Genomic DNA, 21,173 nt, shown 5'->3' with positions numbered 1-21,173 from the left:
GCGCGGCTCAGCGCACCGCCGTCAGATGCGCGAAGACCACCACATTGCCCTGGTAGCCGGTCCGTTCCGAGTACTTCCCGCCGCAGGTGATCACCCGCAGCTCGGGGCGGGAAGCGGCGCCGTACACCTTCTCGTCGGGGAAGTCCTTCGCGTCGTACACCTCGTTCGCGTCGACCGTGAAGACGGCCACGCTGCCGTCCCTGCGCTCGACCTCGATCGTGCGGCCCTTGCGCAACGCGCCCAGCTCGTAGAAGACGGCGGGGCCCTCCTTGTTGTCGACGTGGCCCGCCACGATCGCGGTGCCCCGCTCGCCGGGCGTGGTGCCGGCCTCGTACCAGCCCGCGAGGTTCTTCCGCTCGGACGGCGGCACGTCAAGGCTCCCCTGCCGGGTCAGGCCGAGCCCCATCAGGGGCGCGTCGACCCCGATCGCCGGGATCCGCACCCGGTCGGGCGGCGACGGCGGCAGCGGTGCGGTGCCGGGGTCGGGGCGCGGGCCCTGGGGCCGGGTCGGCGCGGCCTGCGCGGAGGAGGGCTGCGGAGGCGGATGCGAGGCGGTGCCGCTGCTCAGCAGCCAGGCACCGGTGCAGAGCGCCACGGCGGTGACGGTCGCTATGACGGCGTTGCCGGTCCTCTTGGAGCCTGTCTCGCGCATACGGCGTCCCCCTCGGGGTCGGTCGGGCCGGGGGTCCCTCGTCCCCCTCCCGGCCCACGAGGGGACACGGGCCGGGAGGGGGCGGGGGCGGCGGTACCGGTGGACAGCGGAGGGTGTCCGTCAGATCCTGTCGCCTCTCGCCCGGCGATGCAGGAGCCAGGTACCGCCCGCGGCGGCGACGGCCAGGGCCGCCACTCCCGCCGCGGTCTGCACGGGGTCGGGGCCGAGTGCGCCGCCGACCCCCGTCTTCACATGTCCCCGCGGATGCGGGCGCGGCTGTTCCGCGGCGGCCGCCGTGGAGGTGATGGTCACCACCAGATCGCCCGCGACCTGCTTGTTCCGCACCGCCGCGCCGCCGGAACCGGAGCACTTCGCGACGATCTCGTAGGTGCCGGGCTGCGCGGAGGGCGGCACCTCGAACCGCCCGGCCACGTCCTCGGGCCGCGCGCCCGGCGCCAGGGTGAACGTCCCGGCCCCGACCGCGCTCGCGTCACCGGTCGCGGTCCCTCCGGAGCCGCAGGCGGTGGTGCGCACGGTGACGGTGGAGCCGGGAGTGACGGTCGACGGCTGGACCTCCAGGCCTCCGGCGGGCGCGGCGGAGGCGGGGGCGGCGGAGGCGGGGGCGGGGGCGGCCAGGACGCCCGCCGCCGCTACGGCGAGCGCGGTACCGGACAGCAGGCGGGCGTTGCGCATGGTGCTTGTTCCTCCGAGGCCTTCGCGGGACACGGCCCGCGGCACCCCCAAGTGCCGCTGCGTCGGTCGGACCCCGCTGTACCGAGGTAAGTGGCACTCGGCGGCGCACGCCTCCTGATGAGTCATCAGAAAGCCGCCGAACGAGCGGCTTCCGGCTCCGGTGGAGTGAGCGTTCCAGCAGGTCACCGGCTTTTCGGCGAGAAGACTCCGAAGAGCGGGCGCGGCAGCTGTGAATGGGTGACTCCGCCGCGCGGCGCGCTCGGATCAGGTCCCGGAGCACATGGTCAGATCGTGTCCCAGGGCGCGGCCTCGTAGACCCCGGCCACGGTCGCCATCAGCTTCTCGTCGACGTCGTACGTCACGTCGTCGACGCGGCGCACCGGGCTGACCCCCCACGCGTTGGTGACGAAGGCCGCCGCGTACGACGGCAGGTCCGCGAGGGTGACGGGGGCGTGCGAGGTGGGCAGCCCGGCGGCCGGCAGCCGCGCCTCGATCAGCTGCATCGTGACCCCGGCCAGATGAGGCGCGTCGGGCCACACGACCCGCGTGCCGTCGAAGAAGGCGATGTTCGTGACGGCGCCCTCGCTGATCTTCCCGCCGGGGCCGGTGAGCAGCGCGTCGTCGAAGCCGGCGGACCGCGCCAGCTCGCCGTGGCGGGCCTGGCCGAAGCCGCCCAGATGCTTGATGTGGGCGAAGGGCCGCTGGTACGGCACGGACATCAGCGCTTGCGCGCGCGCCACCATGCCGTCGGGCAGCTCGACGGGCTCCCGCACGGTGACCATGAGGGACGGCTCCCCGTCTGGCGCGTGGACATATACGCGTACGGACGCGTCGTCGATGTCGTCACGCAGGATGTGCCGGACCGCGCCGCGCACCCGCTCCCCGTCCAGCTCCCGCCCGAACAGCTCGCGCGTGGCCGCGTCGAGCCGGGCCAGATGGTGGTCGATGCCGCGCACCTTGCCGCCCCTGACCTGCATCGCGGTGAAGTGCCCCGTGGTGACGAGGGCCGGCCAGAGCAGGCTTCCCGCGGTGGCCGGCTGTCCGTCGATCTCGATTCGCTGCACCAGCTCCGTGGTTGTCATGCGGCCACGCTACGAGACGGCTCCCCCTGCGTCCGCCGGCGTCTCCGGGCAGCTCTTCGCGGCGGACGGGTCCTTTTCCTCCACCAGGCGGCGCGCCCCGGGTCCGCGCTCGCCCAGCTCGTCCGACGGGTTGGCCAGCGCGCACGTGGCGAGCGAGAGGCAGCCGCAGCCGATGCAGTCGGTGAGGTTGTCGCGCAGCCGCCGCAGCGTGCGGAGCCGGGCGTCGAGGTCGGCCCGCCAGCACTCGGAGATCCGCGCCCAGTCCTCGCGGGTCGGCGTACGGTCCTCGGGAAGCAGGCCGAGCACCTCGCGGATGGTGGCAAGCGGGATGCCGAGCCGCTGCGAGGTGCGGATGAAGGCGACCCTGCGCAGGGTGTCGCGGCTGAAGCGGCGCTGATTGCCGGCGGTGCGGCGGGACGTGATGAGTCCCTCGCGCTCGTAGAAGCGCAGGGCCGAGGGGGAGACCCCGCTGCGCGCGGAGAGTTCCCCGACGGTGGCTTCCTTGGCGTCCGGTGCGAGATGCGCGGTCATGCCGTCAGATTAGTGAGAGTTCGCGCTTGACCTCAACCAAGGTTTAACTACGAGGCTTTCCCCATGACTGAAACCACCTCTCCCCAGTCCGCCTCCGCCGCCCCCGCCCTCGACGGCGGTGACACGCCGCTGCGCGTCGCCGTCATCGTCGGCAGCAACCGCGAGGGCCGCTTCGGGCCGATCGTCGCCGAGTGGCTGCTCGCCCATGTCCGCGAGCGCTCCGACTTCGTCGTCGACGTCGTCGACCTGGCCGAGTCCGAGCTGCCGACCTCCCTCTCCTTCTCCCCGTCCGCCGCCGCCTCCGCCGAACTCGCCAAGGTCACGCCCAAGTTGGCCGCGGCCGACGCGTTCATCGTCCTCACCCCCGAGTACAACCACTCCTACCCGGCCTCCCTGAAGGCCCTCATCGACTGGCACAAGGACGAATGGGAGGCCAAGCCCGTCGCCTTCGTCTCGTACGGCGGTCTCTCCGGCGGCCTGCGCGCCGTCGAGCACCTGCGCCCGGTCTTCGCGGAGCTGCACACCGTGACCATCCGCGACACCGTCTCCTTCCACAACGCGGGCGCCCTCTTCGACGTCGAGGGCAACCACCGCGACCCCTCGGCCGCCGACGCCGCCGCCAAGGGCATGCTCGACCAGCTGGCGTGGTGGGGCTGGGCGCTGCGCGGTGCGAAGTCCGTTCGCCCGTACGGAAGTTGATGCCTACGTAACGTTGATGGCTCCGTAATGTCGGTGCCTGCGTAACTCGTCAGGCGCGCGGCAGGCCGACCACCGCCACCGCGCCGCCGTCCGCCGCGTTGGCCAGGTTCACGCTCGCGCCGATCACCTGGGCCTGGCCGAACGCGATGGTCAGGCCGAGGCCGGTGCCCTGGCCGCGTTCGCACGCGCCGGTCTGGAAGCGCCGCGGGCCGTCCTTCAGGAGGTGTTCGGGGAAGCCCGGTCCGTGGTCGCGGACCGTGACCTCGGCGCCCTCGACCCGCACCTCGACGGGATCGCCGCCGTGCCTGCGGGCGTTGGCGACGAGATTCGTCAGGATCCGTTCCAGCCGACGCGCGTCCGTGCGTACGAACGTGTCGTACGCGGCGTGCGTCCCCCGCGCCGTGAAGCCGGCCGCCGAGCCGCCCGCGCGCTCGGCGATCGTCTCGACGAGCCGCCCCAGCGGATGCACGTCCAGGTCCGGCTGCTCCACCTCCGCGTCAAGGCGCGCCACCTCCAGCAGGTCCTCCGTGAGGGTGCGCAGCGCGTGCACGCGGTCGCGCACCAGCTCGGCGGGGCGGCAGGCAGGAAGCAGCTCGGCCGCCGTGTGCAGCCCGGTCAGCGGGGTGCGCAGCTCGTGCGCGACATCGGCGGTGAAGCGCTGCTCGGCCTCCAGGCGCCGCTGGAGGGACGCGGCCATCGTGTCGACGGCGGCGGCCAGTTCGGCCACCTCGTCCTTGCCGTGGCGCGCGCCCGGCGGCCGGGGGTGGTCGATGCGGGCGTCGAGGTCGCCCCGGCTGATGCGGCGCGCGATGGCCGCGGCGGTGCGCAGTTCACGGCTGAGCCTGCTGGACAGCCCCGCGCCGCCGAGCGCGGCCAGGCCGACGACCACGGCTCCCGAGATCATCAGCCGCCGGTCGAACTCGGCCACCTCACCGGCCTGTTCGCGCAGCGACGCGCGGACGGACAGGACGTGGGGCTTGCGGCCGCCGACCGGCCTCGCCGCCCAGACGCACGGGTCGTCCGCCGCCATGTCGAGGTAGGTGGTCCGCTGCCCGGCCAGCGCGGCCCGCCGCAACGGCTCGGGCAGGTCCGGGGCGTCGAGCGCCGCGTCCATGTCGCTCCTGTCGACCTCCCCCGTCAGCTCGTACAACTGGCGTACGCGGACGAGCTGCGCGGTGGCGTTCGACCGGGCGTTACCGGCGACCTGGTCGAGCCGGGCGTGGTGGATGAGCAGCCCGATGGCGACGGCGACCACCGCACAGCCGCCCGCGAGGAGCGCGGCGATCTTCCAGCGGAGCCCGAGGGCGGTGAGTGCGGCGAACTTCCGCCGGAACCCGAGGCCGTTGAGCGCGGCGGCCTTCCGGCGCGGCATCAGGGCCCTCCCGTCGGTGCCGACTCGGAGGGGTGCGGGTTCGGTTCCGCGGGCTCCGGGGCGCCCCCCGACTCCTTGTAGTCCTTGTGGTCCCTGTGGTCTTTGTTGTACTTCTTGACGTCGCTGATGGTGGACATCCGCGCGCCGTCCCAGTGGAAGCGCACGGCCTGCTCGCCGCCGTCCGAACACGGAGTGCGGACCAGCAGGTCGGAGCCGATCGTCTCGACGCTCATCCGCCTGCCGGAGGTGAACAGCGCCGGGTAGACCCTGCCGCCGCGCTCGGTGTAGACGGCCAGCACGTTCCGCCCGCTCTCCGTGTCCGCGGCCACCAGCATCTCGGGCTTCTTGTCGCCGGTCAGGTCCATGTACCGGGGCGGCCGCAGCCCCGCCCGCCCCGGCCGGTCGATCAGCCCCCGGTCGGCCAGCGGCTTCGTACGTGGATCGGCCCGCAGCACCGCGTGGACGCTCAGCGAGGCGAGCCCTCCCGAACCGACCTTCGGCAGCCCCTTCAGCGCCCGTGGAGGCGGCTGCCGCGTGGCGGCGTCGGCACCGGGCGCCCTCGACGACGTACCCGACCAGGCGGGCCAGACCGCCTCCGGGTGCGGCTGCGCGGAGACGGGCGGGACGGCCTCACCGGGCCCGAGGCCGACCGGACCGGCGCACCCGGCGAGTACGGACACCGCGAGGGCGACGAGGGAAGCGGCGCCCAGCGGGAGCGGGCGGCGGAGTTTCGGATTCATGGCGTGAGTGACTGACTGGTGCGGCGGCCGGTGGTCTGGTGGTGGCCGGCCCAGGGGACTGCGCTGGGGATTCGGCAGAGACCGGCCACCGCTGACGACCGTAGGAACCGTCCATCACAGAAAACGGGAGGTTATGTAACAACTACGACTACGACCGGTGAAACCAGACAGTTCGGGACCTTGGTCCAGGGCACTCGCCTCTGGCCACGGCTGGGCACAATCGGTGTATGGACGATGAATCGACGGCGGCGGCCGTACTGACCGTGCTGACCGTGCTGACGACGACCGACGCGGAACACAAGGCGCGTGACCTCGCGCGCGGGGCGGTCGGGGCGAGGCTCGCGGCCTGCGCGCAGATCACCGGTCCCGTCACCTCCGTATACCGCTGGGAAGGCGACATCGAGACCGCACAGGAGTGGCAGGTGCTGCTCAAAACGACCGCCGCGCGCTACGCCGCCCTGGAGGCATGGCTCACCGACGCCCACGACTACGACACCCCGGAGATCATCGCGACCCCGGTGGCGCGGGGGAGCGCGGCCTACCTGGAGTGGGTGGAGCGGGAGACCGCCGAGTGACCGAGCGGGACGCGCCGCGACTGCCCTTCTTCGTCTACGGCACCCTGCGCCCGGGTGAGCCGAACCACGCCGCCTACCTCTGCGGCCGGGTGACGGCGGAGGAACCGGCCCTGCTGCCGGGAACCGTCCTGTACGAGGGCCCCGGCTACCCCTACGCCGTCGAGGCCCCGGAAGCCGGACCGGTACGCGGCGAGCTGGTGACCGCGGCCCCCTCCGCCCACGACGGACTGCTCACCGCCCTCGACCTCCTGGAGGAGTACGCGCCGGGCGACCCCCGCAACCTCTACGAACGGGTGACACGCGAGGTGACTCGCGCCGCCGACGGGACGGCCACGCGCGCCTGGGTCTACCTGGCGGCACCCCGCATGGCCGCGCGCCTGCGCGCGTCGGGGACGCTGATCGAGGACGGCGCCTGGACGAGCCACCGCCTCGGCCGGTAACGCCTGGTGCCTCGGCTGGTAACGCCTGGTACGGACGCACCTGCTGATCCCCACCTAACTCCGTTCCGCGCGTTCCAGCCGCACCGCGCACACCTTGAACTCCGGCATCCGCGACACGGGATCCAGCGCCGGATGCGTCAGGGAGTTGGCGCGACCCTCGCCCGGCCAGTGGAACGGCATGAACACCGTGTCCGAGCGGATCGACGACGTGACCCGCGCCGGGGCCACCGCCCGGCCACGCCGTGAGACCACGGCGACCGCCTCGCCGTCGGCTATCCCGAGCCCCGCGGCCAGCCGCGGATGCAGCTCCACGAAAGGCCCCGGCGCCGCGGAGTTCAGCTCATCGACCCGCCGCGTCTGCGCCCCCGACTGGTACTGCGCGAGGACCCGCCCCGTGGTGAGCAGCACGGGATACTCCGCGTCCGTCTCCTCGGCGGCGGCCCGGTGCACCACCGGCACGAACCGCGCCCGCCCGTCCTCCGTCGCGAACCCCTCCAGAAACAGCCGGGGCGTCCCGGGATGCGGAACCACACCGGCGCCGCCCGGAACCTGCCCGCTGCCCGGCGCCGGGTCGGGGCACGGCCAGAACACCCCCTCGCCGTCCCCCTCCCTCAGCCGCTCGTACGAGATGCCCGAGTAGTCCGCGGGCCCGCCCGCGCTCGCCCGCCGCAACTCCTCGAAGACCTGCTCCGGATCGACGGGAAAACCCTTCCCATGGCCGAGCCGCGCCGCGAGCCCGTGCAGCACGTCCAGGTCGCTTCGGACCCCGCCGGGCGCGGACACCGCCCGGCGGCGCAGCAGCACCCGCCCCTCCAGGTTCGTCACCGTCCCCGTCTCCTCGGCCCACTGCGTCACCGGCAGCACCACGTCCGCCAGCTCGGCCGTCTCCGACAGCACCACGTCCGCCACCGCGAGGAAGTCCAGCGACCGCAGCCGCTCCTCCACATGCGCGGCCCGCGGCGCCGACACGACCGGGTTGGACCCCATCAGGAGCAGCGTCTTGACGTCCCCGCCGAGCGCGTCGAGCAGTTCGTACGCCGACCTGCCGGGCCCCGGCAGCGAATCGGGGTCCACGCCCCAGACCTCCGCCACATGTGCCCGCGCCGCCGGGTCCGTCAGCTTGCGATACCCGGGCAACTGGTCCGCCTTCTGCCCGTGCTCACGCCCGCCCTGGCCGTTGCCCTGCCCGGTCAGACAGCCGTACCCGGACAGCGGCCGCCCGGCCCGGCCCGTGGCGAGACACAGATTGATCCACGCCCCGACGGTGTCCGTGCCCTTGGACTGCTGCTCGGGCCCACGCGCGGTGAGCACCATCGAGGCCTCGGCGTCGCAGAACATGCGCACCGCGTCGCGCAGTTGGGGCACGGGCACGCCGGTGATCCGCTCGACGTGCTCGGGCCAGTGCGCCATCGCCGCCGCCCGCGCCCCCTCCCATCCGCTGGTCCGCTCCTCGATGAACGCCTCGTCCGTCCGGCCCTCCGCCACGACCAGGTGCAGCAGCCCGAGCGCCAGGGCGAGGTCCGTGCCGGGGCGCGGCGCCAGATGCAGGTCGGCCTGCTCGGCGGTGCGTGTACGGCGCGGGTCCACGACGATCAGCGTGCCGCCGTTCTCCCGCAGCTCCGTGAGGTACCGCAGGGCGGGCGGCATCGTCTCGGCGAGGTTCGACCCGACGAGGATCACGCAACCGGTGCGCGGGATGTCCTCCAGCGGGAACGGCAGCCCCCGGTCGAGCCCGAACGCCCGCTGCCCGGCGGCCGCCGCCGACGACATGCAGAACCGTCCGTTGTAGTCGATCTGCGACGTACCGAGCACCACCCGCGCGAACTTGCCCAGCGCGTACGCCTTCTCGTTGGTCAGCCCGCCGCCGCCGAACACCCCGCACGCGTCCGCGCCATGTTCCTCGCGCACACGGGACAGCTCCCCGGCGATCCGGTCGAGGGCCTCCTCCCAGGAGGCTGGCACGAGCTTGCCCGTGGCGTGGGATCGGACGAGGGGCTCGGTCAGGCGGACCCGGGAGGAGAGCAGAGCGGGCGCCGTGCGTCCCTTTCCGCACAGGGCGCCCCTGTTCACGGGGAACGACGCGCGCTCCACGACCTCCACACCACCACCGGTGCCCGCCGTCAGCCCCATCCCGCACTGCAACGCGCAGTACGGGCAGTGGGTCGCCGTCACCGCCGTGGCCGCGGGGGTCGCGGTGGTCGCCGGTGTCGCGGGTGTCGCCGTGGAGTGCATGCCGCCCAGCGTCCGCCGTTCTTGTTACGTGCCCCGACGCGCTCGCGTTACGCACGCGGTAAGCCGATCTCAGCCACGGCCGCGCCGCACTGTGAGGTGCGGGACGGAAGCCGCCGTCCGGGCGTGGGCGCCGAAGGACCCAGGACCGCGTACCGCCGCCCGCAGGCCACCCAGGGCCTACCGTCGCGACGCCAGCGCCTGCTCCACGCCCCGCTCCCGCGCCCCGAGGAACCGCGGGTCGGGCCGGAACACCGCGTCCAGTGCCGCCTTGCCCGCCGCGAACACCTCCCGGGCGCCGCCGTAGTACCAGGTCGCGTCGTGAACGGCGTCCACCCCGACGCCGTACGACGAGACGCCCGCCGCGTCGCACAGCGCGACCGCCCTGCGTATGTGGAAGCCCTGGCTGATCAGCACCGCCCGGTCCACGCCGAAGATCTTCTTGGCGCGGACGCAGGAGTCCCAGGTGTCGAACCCGGCGTAGTCGCTCACGATCCGGCGGTCCGGCACCCCGTGTTTCTTCAGATAGGCGCGCATCGCGTCCGGTTCGTCATAGTCCTCGCGGCTGTTGTCCCCCGTCACGAGCACGACCTCTATCCGGCCCGCCCGGTACAGCTCGGCCGCCGCGTCCAGCCGGTGCGCGAGATAGGGCGAGGGCTCGCCCTCCCACAGCCCGGCGCCGAAGACCATCGCGACCCGGGCGCGCGGAGCGTCCGCGAGCGAACCGGTCTTGCCGTCCGTCGTCACGAAGAGCCAGGTCGCGGGCAGCAGTGCGAGCACGCAGAGCGTCATCGCGCCCTGGACGGCCCTGCGCCGCCCCTTTCGCGTACGCGGAAGCCGCAGCCATGCCGGCCGTCGCGGGCGGCGCGACCGCGCCAGGCGCTCCCGAAACGCCACCAGGCGCTCCCGGCACGCCGCCGCCAGGCCCCGCAGCCCCGCCCACCCCGTGAAATCCGTCCGGCCCGTATCCGTCCGGCCCGCATCCATCCGGTCCATGCGTCCCACCCCCGCGCCCCACCGGATCTCCCCCGATCCGATCACTGCCACCACCGTAAGTGACCCCACCGGCACCGAGCAGGCCCCACAACCCGGAAGCGACCCTGAAACTCCCCTGACCCCATCCCTTACACCCGGCCCCGGGACCACGGCCCTGACCGACCCCCGCCCACCGCCGTGAGCCCGCCGAAAACAGTCGTCACGGCCACGCAACGCCCCCGCAACCTGCCCCGGCCATCCTCAGTTCATGACGCCGGACCACATCACCAGTCAGCTCGTCAGCCGGCCCAGCCTCGTACCACTCCACGGCAACCGCCGCCCCGACTCCAGCCCCACCCCCCACACGCGCCCCACGCTCGTCCTCGTCCCCCACGGCAGCCGCGACCCCCGTGCCCTCGCCACCGTCACGGCACTCGCCGACCGGATCCGCGAGCAGCGGCCCGGACTCGCCGTCCGGCTCGGACACATCGAGCTGAACCAGCCACTGCTCACCGACGCCCTCGCCGCGCAGCGAGGCGGCGGCGCCGTGCTCGTCCCGCTGCTCCTGAGCCGCGGCCAGCACGTCAAGCGCGACATCCCCGCGGCCGCCGCCGCCGCGCCCCACCTGGAGACCCGCGTGGCCGCCCCGCTCGGCCCGCACCCGCTGCTCGCCGAGGCCCTGCACACCCGGCTCGTCCAGGCGGGCTGGCCCGTGCGGCACCTGGGCGCGGCCGCCCGTCGTCGGCACGCGGTCGTCCTCGCCGCCGCCGGCTCCCGCGACCCGGAGTCGGCCGTCGGCACCGAGGCCGCAGCCGCCCTGCTCGCCGACCGCCTCGGCGTCCCCGTCGTCCCCGCCTACGCCGCCCCCACCCCGGCCTGCGCCCGCACCGTGCCCGAAGCGCTCGAAGCCCTGGCCGCCGAGGGCAGGAGCCGCGTCGCCGTCGCCGCGTACTTCACGGCCCCGGGCCGCTTCGCCACCCAGAGCGCCGTCGCCGCGCCCTGGATCGCCGCGGCCCCGCTCGGCGCCCACCCGGCGCTCGCCCGCCTCGTCCTGCACCGCTACGACCAGGCCCGCACCGCCCCGCCGGTGGCCGAACAGCGCCGCTTGACCGCGGTCTGACGAGGGGCCAGAACCCTCTTTGTCACTGCTTGCGTCTACTGTCGGTGCATGGAAGGCACAGCACCGAACGGCACAGCACCGCACGCGCGATACGAGGCCTACGAGGGCTACGACGAAGCCGCCGTCGAGCGATGGGCCGCCGAGCCCGACAAGAGGCCGGGGCGTACGGCCTTCCAGCGCGACCGCGCGCGCGTGCTGCACTCCGCTGCGCTGCGCCGCCTCGCCGGAAAGACCCAGGTCGTCACGCCCGGCACGCGCAGCCAGGCCTGGGACGCCAGCGCCCGCACCCGGCTGACGCACTCCCTGGAGTGCGCCCAGGTGGGCCGCGAGCTGGGCGCGGCCCTCGGCTGCGACCCCGATTTGGTGGAGACCGCCTGCCTCTCCCACGACCTCGGCCACCCGCCCTTCGGGCACAACGGCGAGCAGGCGTTGAACGAAGTGGCGGCGGACTGCGGCGGCTTCGAGGGCAACGCCCAGTCGCTGCGCCTGCTCACCCGCATCGAGCCCAAGCGCTTCGTGCGCTCCGAGGCCACCGGCGACCTGGTCAGCGTCGGCCTCAACCTCACCCGCGCCGCCCTGGACGCCGCCACCAAGTACCCCTGGCAGCGCGGCGCCCACCCCACCGACCCGCACTCCTCCAAGTTCGGGGTCTACGAGGACGACCGGCCGGTGTTCGACTGGGTCCGCAAGGAGGCCCCCGGGCACCGCACCTGCTTCGAGGCGCAGGTCATGGACTGGTCGGACGATGTCGCCTACTCGGTCCACGACTTCGAGGACGGCCTGCACGCCGGTCACATCGATCCGAACGCACTGCACGCCGAGCCCGAGCGGCAGGACATCTACGCCGTGGCCCTCGGACGCTACGTACCCGAGGACACCGACCCCGAAGAGCTGGCCCAAGCCCTCGACCGCCTCCTCGACCAGGAGTGGTGGCCGCACGGATACGACGGATCGGCCGTCACCCAGGCCCGGTTGAAGGACGCCACCAGCCAGCTCATCGGCCGCTTCTGTCTCGCCGCGGAGACCGCCACGCGCGTGCGGCACGGCAAGGGGCCCCTCACGCGGTACGCCGCCGAACTCGTCGTGCCCCGCGAGGCACGGCACGAGTGCGCGGTGCTCAAGGCCGTCGCCGACCGCTACGTGATGCAGCGCCCCGCGCAGGAGCGGCTCCGCGCGGACCAGCGCATCGTGGTCGCCGAACTCGCCGAGGCGCTCATGACGCGCGCCCCCGACGGCCTCGACCCGCAGTTCCGCGCCCTGTACGACACGGCGGACGACGACCGCGCGGCCCAGCGCGTGGTGATCGACCAGATCGCGTCCCTCACGGACGCGGCCGCCCGCGCGCTGCACACACGACTGACAGCGAGACGATAGGGAGACAGCGGTACGTGACCATGGAGTGACCACAGGGCGTGACGGAAAGTGGCCGGATGGAGCCACGCCCCCTTCCCCCCTCACGCTCCGTGCGGGACGCTCCCTGTGGCGGCAAGCCTGTGTTCTTCCGGGGGCCACCCCCGGTCCCCCGGCAAGGAGGCATCAAGTGGTCGACGCGCATCAGACGTTCGTCATTGTGGGAGGAGGTCTCGCCGGCGCCAAGGCGGCCGAGACCCTCCGTTCCGAGGGCTTCACCGGCCGGGTGATCCTCGTGGGTGACGAGCGTGACCACCCCTACGAGCGCCCGCCCCTGTCCAAGGGCTACCTCCTGGGCAAGGAGGAGCGCGACAGCGTCTTCGTCCACGAACCGGGGTGGTACGCGCAGGCCGACGTGGAACTGCACCTCGGCCAGCCCGTGGTCGCCATCGACCGCGAGGCCAAGAGCGTGCGCCTCGGCGACGGCGCGGTCGTCCACTACGACAAGCTGCTGCTCGCCACCGGCGCCGAACCGCGCCGCCTCGACGTCCCGGGCACCGGCCTCGCGGGCGTGCACCACCTGCGCCGCCTCGCCCACGCCGACCGCCTCCGGCAGGTCCTGACGGCACTCGGCAGGGACAACGGCCACCTGGTGATCGCGGGCGCGGGCTGGATCGGCCTGGAGATCGCCGCGGCCGCCAGGGAGTACGGCGCGGAGGTCACCGTCGTCGAGCGCGAGCCGACGCCGCTGCACGCCGTCCTCGGCCCCGAGGTCGGTCAGATGTTCGCCGACCTGCACGCCGAGCACGGGGTGCGGTTCCACTTCGGGGCGTCCCTCACGGAGATCATCGGCCAGGACGGCATGGTTCTCGCGGTCCACACCGACGACGGTGAGGAACACCCCGCGCACGACGTGCTCGCCGCGATCGGCGCGGCCCCGCGCACGGCGCTCGCCGAGGCGGCGGGCCTCGACCTGGTCGAGCGGGCGCACGGCGGCGGCATCGTCGTCGACACCTCCCTGAGGACCTCGGACCCCGACATCTTCGCCGCGGGTGACGTGGCCGCCCTCCACCACCCGCTCTTCGACACCAGGCTGCGCGTCGAACACTGGGCCAACGCCCTGAACGGCGGCCCGGCGGCGGCCCGCGCCATGCTCGGCCACGACGTCCGCTACGACCGCGTGCCCTACTTCTTCTCCGACCAGTACGACGTGGGCCTGGAGTACTCGGGCTGGGCGCCCCCGGGCTCGTACGACCAGGTGGTGGCCCGCGGTGACGTGGGCAAGCGGGAGTTCATCGCGTTCTGGCTGAGCGAGGGGCGCGTCCTCGCGGGCATGAACGTGAATGTGTGGGACGTCACGGAGACCGTGCAGGAGCTGATCCGCACGGGCGCGCGGCCGGACGTCGAGCGCCTCGCGGACCCGTCCGTCCCCCTGGAGTCGCTGCTGGCGTGAGAGCCCGGCCAGTGGTCCGGGCGGTGGTCCGGGCGGGAGTGTCACAGGCGAGCCGTAGTATTCGTACGTGGCAGGCAGGATCAATGACGAGGACGTGAAGGCGGTTCGGGACGCGGTCCCGATCGACGCCGTGGTCTCCGACTACCTCCAGCTGCGCAGCGCCGGGGGTGGAAACCTCAAGGGCCTGTGCCCCTTCCACGACGAGAAGTCCCCGTCCTTCCAGGTCAGCCCGAGCAAGGGTCTCTTCCACTGCTTCGGCTGCCAGGAAGGCGGCGACACGATCGCCTTCGTGATGAAGATCGACCACCTCACCTTCTCGGAGACGGTCGAGCGCCTCGCCGCCAAGGCCGGCATCACCCTTCGGTACGAAGAGGGCGGGTACAACCCCAGCCACCAGCGCGGCGAGCGCATCCGCCTGGTCGAGGCCCACCAGGCCGCCGCCCAGTTCTACGTGGACCAGCTGGAGAGCCCCGAGGCCGAGATCGGCCGCAAGTTCCTCGCCGAGCGCGGCTTCGACCAGGCCGCCGCCGCGCACTTCGGCGTGGGCTACAGCCCCGCGGGCTGGGACCACCTCACCCGCTATCTGCGAGGCAAGGGTTTCACCGACAAGGAGCTGACCCTCTCCGGCCTCTCCCAGGAGGGCCGCCGCGGGCCCATCGACCGCTTCCGCGGCCGCCTGATGTGGCCGATCCGCGACATCGGCGGCGAGGTCGTAGGCTTCGGCGCCCGCAAGCTGCGCGACGACGACAACGGCCCGAAGTACCTGAACACCCCCGAGACCCCGATCTACAAGAAGGGCCAGGTGCTGTACGGCGTCGATCTGGCCAAGAAGGAGATCGCCAAGACCTCCCGCGCGGTCGTCGTCGAGGGCTACACCGACGTCATGGCCTGCCACCTCGCCGGCGTCACCACCGCCATCGCGACCTGCGGCACGGCCTTCGGCGGCGACCACATCAAGATCCTGCGCCGCCTCCTGATGGACAACGGCTCGGCGCGGGTGATCTTCACCTTCGACGGTGACGCGGCGGGCCAGAAGGCCGCCCTGCGCGCCTTCGAGGACGACCAGAAATTCGCCGCCGAGACGTACATCGCCATCGCCCCCGAGGGCATGGACCCCTGCGAGCTGCGCCTGGCCAAGGGCGACGAGGCGGTCGCCGACCTGGTCCAGCCCCGCACACCGCTCTTCGAGTTCGCGCTGCGCCAGATCGTCTCGCGGTACGACCTGGAGACCCCCGCAGGGCGCGCCGCCGCCCTGGACGAGGCGGCGCCCGTCGTGGCCCGCATCAAGAACAGCGGCGCGCAGCACGAGGTGGCCGTCCAGCTCGCGGGCATGCTCGGCATCCTCGACACCCAGTTCGTGGTCAAGCGCGTGGCGCAGCTGGCCCGTTGGGCCCGCGACCGCGGCGGCAGGGGCCCCGCGCAGCCGCAGGGCAGGCCCCAGCAGACGTACGCGCAAGGCCCGCCGCCGCCCAGCGGCCCCGCGCTCATGCTGCGCAGCCCCGCCCACCGCACCGAGCGCGAGCTGCTCAAACTGGCCTTGCAGCGCCCGGAGTTGGTCTCCCCGGCCTTCGACGCGTACGGAGTGGACGAGTTCACCGCCCCGCCCTACGCCGCCGTGCGCCGCTGCGTGGAGGAGGCGGGCGGCGCCGAGGCGGGCATCGCCGAGCCGCAGGCCTACCTCGCGCGCGTGCTCGACGCGGCCCCCGACGACACGGTGCGCCGCATGGTCACCGAGCTGGCCGTCGAGGCGATCCTGCGCAAGACCGTCGACGAGGTGTACGCGGGCGTGCAGCTCGTCCAGGTCCGGCTGCGCGCCGTCGACCGCCGCATCCGTGACGTCCAGGGCAGCCTCGCCCGGCTGGGCGCGGGCGGTGACCCTCAGCAACTGACCGCGGTGCAGAACGAGTTGTGGGTCCTCCAGCAGTACGGCCAGGCGCTGCGCGACCGCGGAGCCGACGCGCTCTAGGCATAGGGCCGACGTGCTCCAGGCACAGGGCCTACGCGCTTTCCAGGCGTGGGGCCTACGCGCCCGGAGGTGTGGCCCTGAGGCCAAGGGTTACCCGTCGGGTAACCACGCGGTCACGGAACGGACGCAAAAAGTCATCGCACGCCCCTCGTGGCGGCCGTGTGTCGTACCCCACACTGGGTTCCGGTGCCTGAGTCCTCGGAGCGCGGCCGGCCCGCAGACAGCGGGCCCGACACCCCCGACGTTCCACCCATCGTGTCCGGGACGGACAGCGGCGAGGCCGTCGTCTCTCTCCCGTTGCCGCACGCCTCAGCAGCGATCACCCTGGAGGTCGCCCCCGTGCAGACCCAGACCCTCACCCAGACCGACACCGGCGCGCGCCCCGAAGCGGAAGCGGAAACGGACGTCCTGGAGGCGGTCCCCCCGCAGAGCCGCGCCTCCCGGCACCCGGAGACCATCGAAGCCGAGGAGCCCGCCCTCGCCGAGGAGCCCGCCCTCGCCGAGGAACCCGGCCTCGCCGAGGAGCCCGGCCCCTCCGAGGCCCCCGAACCGGAAGCCCTCGAACCGGAGACCCTCGACCTCCCGGCCCCCCGGAGCCGCGCCGACACCGGCGGCCCGTCCTCCGATCTGTTCCGCCAGTACCTGCGCGAGATCGGGCGGATCCCCCTGCTGACCGCGGCGGAGGAGGTGGAGCTGGCCCGCGGCGTGGAGGCGGGCCTCTTCGCCGAGGAGAAGCTGGGCAACACCCCCGACCTGGACTCCCAACTCGCCCTGGACCTCGACAAGCTGGTCGTCATGGGCCGGATGGCCAAGCGCCGCCTCATCGAGGCCAACCTCCGGCTGGTCGTCTCCGTGGCCAAGCGCTATGTGGGCCGCGGGCTCACCATGCTCGACCTCGTCCAGGAGGGGAACCTCGGCCTGATCAGGGCGGTCGAGAAGTTCGACTACGCCCGGGGCTACAAGTTCTCGACGTACGCGACCTGGTGGATCCGCCAGGCCATGTCCCGCGCCCTCGCGGACCAGGCCCGCACGATCCGCGTACCCGTGCACGTCGTGGAGCTGATCAACCGCGTCGTCCGCGTCCAGCGCCGCATGCTCCAGGAGCGCGGATACGAACCCACGCCCGAGGAAGTCGCCGCCCAGCTGGACCTCGCCCCCGAGCGCGTCAGCGAAGTGCTGCGCCTGGCGCAGGAACCGGTCTCGCTGCACGCCCCGGTCGGCGAGGAGGACGATGTCGCGCTCGGCGACCTCATCGAGGACGGCGACGCGGCCTCACCCGTGGAGTCGGCCGCGTTCCTGCTGCTCCGCGAGCACCTGGAGGCCGTCCTGTCCACACTCGGCGAACGCGAACGCAAGGTCGTACAGCTGCGCTACGGCCTGGCGGACGGCCGCCCCCGCACCCTGGAGGAGATAGGGCGCATCTTCGGCGTCACCCGCGAACGCATCCGCCAGATCGAGTCCAAGACCCTCAACAAACTCCGCGACCACGCGTTCGCGGACCAGCTGAGGGGCTACCTGGACTGAGCCCCGGCGGCGCTCAGTCGACCTCCGCCACCGCCTCCGCGAACTGAGCGGCGTACAACCGCGCATACGCCCCACCGGCCGCCAGCAAGGCGTCATGCGTACCCTGCTCGACGATCGCACCGTTCTCCATCACCAGAATGGTGTCCGCGTCCCGGATCGTGGACAGCCGGTGCGCGATGACGAACGACGTGCGCCCGTGAGCGAGGCGGGCCATCGCCTTCTGGATGAGCACCTCCGTGCGCGTGTCGACCGAACTGGTCGCCTCGTCGAGCACCAGGATCACCGGATCCGACAGGAACGCCCGCGCGATGGTGATGAGCTGCTTCTCGCCCGCGCTCACGCCGGTGCCGTCGTCGTCGATCACAGTGTCGTACCCGTCGGGCAGCGTCCGCACGAAGCGGTCCACGTGCGCGGCCCGCGCCGCCTCCTCGACCTCCTCGCGCGTGACGTCCTTCGCGGCGCCGTACGCGATGTTCTCCGCGATGGTGCCGCCGAACAGCCAGGTGTCCTGGAGGACCATGCCGACGCCGGTCCGCAGCTCGTCCCGCGACATCCTGGCGATGTCGACCCCGTCCAGGGTGATGCGCCCGCCCGTCACCTCGTAGAACCGCATCAGGAGGTTCACCAGCGTCGTCTTGCCCGCACCGGTCGGCCCCACGATGGCGACCGTGTGGCCCGGGTCCACGACCAGGGACAGGTCCTCGATGAGCGGCTTGTCCTCGGTGTAGCGGAAGGACACGTGCTCCATCTCGACCCGCCCGGTCAGCTTCGCCGGCCGCTCGCCGGGGACCGGGTCGGCCTCCTGCTCCTCCGCGTCGAGGATCTCGAAGATCCGCTCGGCCGAGGCGACGCCCGACTGTACGAGGTTCGCCATCGAGGCGACCTGCGTGAGCGGCATCGAGAACTGCCGCGAGTACTGGATGAAGGCCTGCACATCACCGATGGACAGCGCCCCGGACGCGACCCGCAGACCACCGACGACGGCCACGAGCACGTAGTTGAGGTTGGACATGAAGAACATCAGCGGCTGCATGACACCGCTGTTGAACTGCGCCTTGAACCCGGCCTCGTACAGCTGCTCGTTCTGCTCGGCGAACGCCTTCGCCGACTCCTCCTGCCGGCCGAACACCTTCACGAGCGCGTGACCGGTGTACATCTCCTCGATGTGCGCGTTCAGCTTGCCGGTGGACTTCCACTGCTGCACGAACTGGGGCTGCGACCGCTTGCCGACCTTCGTCGCCACGAGGAACGACAGCGGCACGGTGATCAGCGCCACCAGCGCGAGCAGCGGCGACACCCAGAACATCATCACCAGGACGCCGATGATCGTCAGCAGCGAGTTGATGAGCTGGCCCATCGTCTGCTGCAACGTCTGGTTGATGTTGTCGATGTCGTTCGTGGCCCGGCTCAGCACCTCGCCGCGCTGCCGCTTGTCGAAGTACGACAGCGGAAGGCGAGACAGCTTCTCCTGGACGTCGCCGCGCATCCGGAAGACGGTGTTGTTGATGGCGCGGTTGGACAGCCGGGTGGCGACCGCCATCAGCAGGCCCGCCGCCAGGAACGTGCCGAGCGCGAGCAGCAGGACCTCGCCCATCGCCCCGAAGTCGATGCCCTCGCCGGGCGTGAAGTCGACGCCGGTGAGCATGTCGGCCTTGCTGCCGTCGCCCCTGTCGCGCATCCCCTCGATGACCTGTTCCTTCGTCAGGCCGTCCGGCATGTCACGGCCGACGATGCCCGCGAAGAGCAGGTCGGTCGCCTTACCGAGGATCTTCGGGCCGAGGACGGAGAGCGCGACGCTCAGGATCCCGGCCGCGAGCATCCCGTACATCGTGATCCGTTCCGGCCTGAACTGCGCGAGCAGCCGCTTGCCGGAGCCCTTGAAGTCCATCGACCGGGAGTCGGGGCCCATCATCGGTCCGCCAGGACCAGCCATTACGCGGCCTCCGCTTCCGTCAGCTGGGAGAGGACGATCTCCCGGTAGGTCTCATTGCTCTCCATCAGCTCGTGGTGCCGTCCGGCGCCCACCACCCGGCCCTCGTCGAGCACGAGGATGCGGTCGGCGTCGCGGATGGTGGACACGCGCTGGGCGACGATGACCACGGTCGCCTCGGCGGTCTCACGGGACAGGGCGCCGCGCAGCGCCGCGTCCGTGGCGTAGTCGAGCGCGGAGAACGAGTCGTCGAAGAGGTAGATCTCCGGGCGCTGCACCAGCGTGCGTGCGATGGCCAGGCGCTGGCGCTGACCACCGGATACGTTCGTGCCGCCCTGCGAGATGGGCGCGCCGAGCCCCTCGTCGAGACCCTCGACGAACTCCTTGGCCTGGGCGACCTCAAGGGCGTGCCACAGCTCCTCGTCCGTCGCGTCCGGGTTGCCGTAGCGAAGGTTGCTCGCGACGGTGCCGGCGAAGAGGTACGGCTTCTGCGGGACGAGGCTCACCGTCCTGGCGAGCAGCGCGGGGTCGATCGTGCCCACGTCCACGCCGCCGACCAGGACCTGGCCCTCCGTCGCGTCGATCAGTCGCGGTACGAGGCTGAGCAGCGTCGACTTGCCGCTGCCGGTGGACCCGATCACGGCGGTCGTCTCACCGGGCCTGGCGAGCAGGTCGACGCCCTTCAGGACGGGCTCCTCGGCGCCGGGGTAGCGGAAACCCGCGCCCCGGACCTCCAGGTGCCCGTGGCTGCGCAGCTCGCGGACCGGGGCGGTCGGGGGCACCACACTGCTCTCGGTGTCCAGGACCTCCTCGATGCGCTCGGCGCAGACCTCCGCGCGCGGCACCATCATGAACATGAAGGTGGCCATCATCACGGACATCACGATCTGCATCAGATAGGCGAGGAACGCGGTGAGCGCGCCGATCTCCATGCCGCCGTCGTCGATGCGGTGCGCGCCGAACCACACCACCGCGACCGAGGAGATGTTCACGACGGTCATCACGATCGGGAACATCAGCGCGAGCAGCTTGCCGGTCCCGAGCGATACGTCGGTCAGATCGGCGTTCGCCTCGCGGAACCGCTCCTTCTCGTACGCGTCACGGACGAAGGCGCGGATGACGCGGTTGCCGGTGATCTGCTCGCGCAGTACCCGGTTCACGGTGTCGAGCCGCACCTGCATGGTGCGGAACAGCGGCCGCAGCCGCCGCACGATCACGCTCACACTGACGCCGAGCACGGGCACGACGGCGACCAGGACACCGGAGAGCGGCACGTCCAGGCCGAGCGCCATCACGATGCCGCCCACGCACATGATGGGCGCGGTCACCATCAGCGTGAACGACATGAGGACCAGCATCTGCACCTGCTGGACGTCATTGGTGGTCCGCGTGATCAGCGAGGAGGCGCCGAACTGGCCCACCTCGCGTGCCGAGAAGGACTGCACACGGTCGAAGACGGCTGCCCGCACGTCCCGTCCGAGCGCGGCGGCGGTCCGCGCCCCGTAGAAGACGGCGCCGATGTTGCAGGCCATCTGCACGACGGTGACGGCGATCATGATGCCGCCGAAGGTCAGGATGTAGCCCGTGTCCCCGTCCACGACACCGTTGTCGATGATGTCGGCGTTCAGGGTGGGCAGATAGAGCGAGGCGCAGGTCTGGAGGAACTGTAGGAGTACCAGCAGGGCGATCGGTTTCTTGTACGGGCGCAGGTGCGTCCGCAGGAGTCGTATGAGCACGCTCGGTCTCTCGAGGAGTCGGGTGTCGGCAAGTTGGCGAGGACGCCACCTATCCTGCGACACCCGCCCCCTCGGGGTGCAAGCGATTAACCCATGACTGAGTCAA

18 protein-coding genes are annotated in these 21,173 nt (G+C 72.3%); 8 read left to right on the top strand and 10 right to left on the bottom strand.

The window, feature by feature from the left end; genetic code table 11:
* Window positions 1-7 precede the first annotated feature (7 nt).
* The 4 genes from CP975_RS11075 to soxR form a co-directional block, all read right to left on the bottom strand.
* Window positions 8-652: a class F sortase gene (locus CP975_RS11075; RefSeq protein ID WP_055536484.1), complete on the bottom strand. Its 645-nt coding sequence runs from the start codon at window positions 650-652 to the stop codon at window positions 8-10.
* A 120-nt stretch (window positions 653-772) separates the two neighbouring features.
* The gene (locus tag CP975_RS35005) at window positions 773-1,345 is read right to left on the bottom strand and encodes a hypothetical protein (protein ID WP_167532681.1); all 573 of its coding nucleotides are present in this window, start codon (window positions 1,343-1,345) and stop codon (window positions 773-775) included.
* 284 nt (window positions 1,346-1,629) lie between these two features.
* Window positions 1,630-2,427, bottom strand: a complete 798-nt coding sequence (locus tag CP975_RS11065) for an aminotransferase class IV family protein (RefSeq protein ID WP_055536424.1) — start codon at window positions 2,425-2,427, stop codon at window positions 1,630-1,632.
* Window positions 2,428-2,436: 9 nt separating this feature from the next.
* Window positions 2,437-2,958 (bottom strand): redox-sensitive transcriptional activator SoxR, encoded by a 522-nt coding sequence (gene soxR, locus CP975_RS11060; protein ID WP_055536425.1) that lies wholly within the window; start codon window positions 2,956-2,958, stop codon window positions 2,437-2,439.
* 63 nt (window positions 2,959-3,021) lie between these two features.
* On the opposite strand from soxR, the gene CP975_RS11055 reads away from it, so the two are divergent.
* Entirely contained in the window at window positions 3,022-3,657 is a 636-nt protein-coding gene (locus CP975_RS11055; protein WP_055536426.1) for an NADPH-dependent FMN reductase, read from the top strand.
* 49 nt (window positions 3,658-3,706) lie between these two features.
* Here CP975_RS11055 and CP975_RS11050 read toward each other — a convergent pair whose 3' ends face one another.
* Both CP975_RS11050 and CP975_RS11045 read right to left on the bottom strand, forming a co-directional pair.
* A complete protein-coding gene (locus CP975_RS11050) occupies window positions 3,707-5,029 on the bottom strand; it encodes a sensor histidine kinase (RefSeq protein ID WP_150476824.1) in 1,323 nt (440 codons plus the stop codon).
* Complete coding sequence (locus CP975_RS11045) at window positions 5,029-5,769, bottom strand: hypothetical protein (RefSeq protein ID WP_055536427.1); 741 nt, start codon at window positions 5,767-5,769, stop codon at window positions 5,029-5,031. The genes CP975_RS11050 and CP975_RS11045 overlap by 1 nt, the downstream gene beginning before the upstream one ends.
* A 227-nt stretch (window positions 5,770-5,996) precedes the next feature.
* On the opposite strand from CP975_RS11045, the gene cutA reads away from it, so the two are divergent.
* Both cutA and CP975_RS11035 read left to right on the top strand, forming a co-directional pair.
* Window positions 5,997-6,344 carry a divalent-cation tolerance protein CutA gene (gene cutA / locus CP975_RS11040; RefSeq protein WP_055536428.1) on the top strand — a complete coding sequence of 116 codons (348 nt, stop codon included), beginning with the start codon at window positions 5,997-5,999 and terminating at the stop codon, window positions 6,342-6,344.
* Window positions 6,341-6,784, top strand: coding sequence for a gamma-glutamylcyclotransferase family protein (locus CP975_RS11035; RefSeq protein WP_055536429.1), 444 nt, complete (start codon window positions 6,341-6,343; stop codon window positions 6,782-6,784). Before cutA ends, CP975_RS11035 begins: the two co-directional genes overlap by 4 nt.
* Before the next feature lie 54 nt (window positions 6,785-6,838).
* On the opposite strand, the gene CP975_RS11030 is transcribed toward CP975_RS11035, so the two are convergent.
* Window positions 6,839-9,016, bottom strand: a complete 2,178-nt coding sequence (locus CP975_RS11030) for a molybdopterin oxidoreductase family protein (protein ID WP_055536430.1) — start codon at window positions 9,014-9,016, stop codon at window positions 6,839-6,841.
* A gap of 177 nt (window positions 9,017-9,193) precedes the next feature.
* Complete coding sequence (locus CP975_RS11025; protein WP_246201466.1) at window positions 9,194-10,009, bottom strand: SanA/YdcF family protein; 816 nt, start codon at window positions 10,007-10,009, stop codon at window positions 9,194-9,196.
* A 247-nt stretch (window positions 10,010-10,256) separates the two neighbouring features.
* Here CP975_RS11025 and CP975_RS11020 point away from each other — a divergent pair, with 247 nt between their 5' ends.
* From CP975_RS11020 to CP975_RS11000, 5 genes are all read left to right on the top strand, one after another.
* Window positions 10,257-11,108 carry a sirohydrochlorin chelatase gene (locus tag CP975_RS11020; RefSeq protein ID WP_150476822.1) on the top strand — a complete coding sequence of 284 codons (852 nt, stop codon included), beginning with the start codon at window positions 10,257-10,259 and terminating at the stop codon, window positions 11,106-11,108.
* A 48-nt stretch (window positions 11,109-11,156) separates the two neighbouring features.
* A complete protein-coding gene (locus tag CP975_RS11015; protein WP_055527621.1) occupies window positions 11,157-12,482 on the top strand; it encodes a deoxyguanosinetriphosphate triphosphohydrolase in 1,326 nt (441 codons plus the stop codon).
* A gap of 166 nt (window positions 12,483-12,648) precedes the next feature.
* A complete protein-coding gene (locus CP975_RS11010) occupies window positions 12,649-13,911 on the top strand; it encodes an NAD(P)/FAD-dependent oxidoreductase (protein WP_055527619.1) in 1,263 nt (420 codons plus the stop codon).
* Window positions 13,912-13,978: 67 nt separating this feature from the next.
* Complete coding sequence (gene dnaG, locus CP975_RS11005; protein ID WP_055527618.1) at window positions 13,979-15,877, top strand: DNA primase; 1,899 nt, start codon at window positions 13,979-13,981, stop codon at window positions 15,875-15,877.
* Between the two features lie 186 nt (window positions 15,878-16,063).
* Entirely contained in the window at window positions 16,064-17,401 is a 1,338-nt protein-coding gene (locus tag CP975_RS11000; protein WP_055527616.1) for an RNA polymerase sigma factor, read from the top strand.
* 13 nt (window positions 17,402-17,414) lie between these two features.
* Here the strand turns inward: CP975_RS11000 and CP975_RS10995 are convergent, their stop codons facing one another.
* Both CP975_RS10995 and CP975_RS10990 read right to left on the bottom strand, forming a co-directional pair.
* Window positions 17,415-19,334: an ABC transporter ATP-binding protein gene (locus CP975_RS10995; RefSeq protein WP_055527614.1), complete on the bottom strand. Its 1,920-nt coding sequence runs from the start codon at window positions 19,332-19,334 to the stop codon at window positions 17,415-17,417.
* On the bottom strand, window positions 19,334-21,067 hold the full coding sequence (locus CP975_RS10990; protein ID WP_055527613.1) for an ABC transporter ATP-binding protein: 1,734 nt from the start codon (window positions 21,065-21,067) through the stop codon (window positions 19,334-19,336). The genes CP975_RS10995 and CP975_RS10990 overlap by 1 nt, the downstream gene beginning before the upstream one ends.
* Window positions 21,068-21,173: the final 106 nt, after the last annotated feature.

Source organism: Streptomyces alboniger (assembly GCF_008704395.1).
Taxonomy (GTDB): domain Bacteria; phylum Actinomycetota; class Actinomycetes; order Streptomycetales; family Streptomycetaceae; genus Streptomyces; species Streptomyces alboniger.
Note: the sequence above shows the minus strand (reverse complement) of the source record. Positions and strands in the feature narration are given on the sequence as shown.

Bases quoted from the DNA above. Each gene is read 5' to 3' on its own strand.
- CP975_RS11075 (WP_055536484.1), bottom strand. From the start codon at position 652: ATGCGCGAGACAGGCTCCAAGAGGACCGGCAACGCCGTCATAGCGACC.
- CP975_RS35005 (WP_167532681.1), bottom strand. From the start codon at position 1,345: ATGCGCAACGCCCGCCTGCTGTCCGGTACCGCGCTCGCCGTAGCGGCG.
- CP975_RS11065 (WP_055536424.1), bottom strand. From the start codon at position 2,427: ATGACAACCACGGAGCTGGTGCAGCGAATCGAGATCGACGGACAGCCG.
- soxR (WP_055536425.1), bottom strand. From the start codon at position 2,958: ATGACCGCGCATCTCGCACCGGACGCCAAGGAAGCCACCGTCGGGGAA.
- CP975_RS11055 (WP_055536426.1), top strand. From the start codon at position 3,022: ATGACTGAAACCACCTCTCCCCAGTCCGCCTCCGCCGCCCCCGCCCTC.
- CP975_RS11050 (WP_150476824.1), bottom strand. From the start codon at position 5,029: ATGCCGCGCCGGAAGGCCGCCGCGCTCAACGGCCTCGGGTTCCGGCGG.
- CP975_RS11045 (WP_055536427.1), bottom strand. From the start codon at position 5,769: ATGAATCCGAAACTCCGCCGCCCGCTCCCGCTGGGCGCCGCTTCCCTC.
- cutA (WP_055536428.1), top strand. From the start codon at position 5,997: ATGGACGATGAATCGACGGCGGCGGCCGTACTGACCGTGCTGACCGTG.
- CP975_RS11030 (WP_055536430.1), bottom strand. From the start codon at position 9,016: ATGCACTCCACGGCGACACCCGCGACACCGGCGACCACCGCGACCCCC.
- CP975_RS11025 (WP_246201466.1), bottom strand. From the start codon at position 10,009: ATGGACCGGATGGATGCGGGCCGGACGGATACGGGCCGGACGGATTTC.
- CP975_RS11020 (WP_150476822.1), top strand. From the start codon at position 10,257: ATGACGCCGGACCACATCACCAGTCAGCTCGTCAGCCGGCCCAGCCTC.
- CP975_RS11015 (WP_055527621.1), top strand. From the start codon at position 11,157: ATGGAAGGCACAGCACCGAACGGCACAGCACCGCACGCGCGATACGAG.
- CP975_RS10995 (WP_055527614.1), bottom strand. From the start codon at position 19,334: ATGGCTGGTCCTGGCGGACCGATGATGGGCCCCGACTCCCGGTCGATG.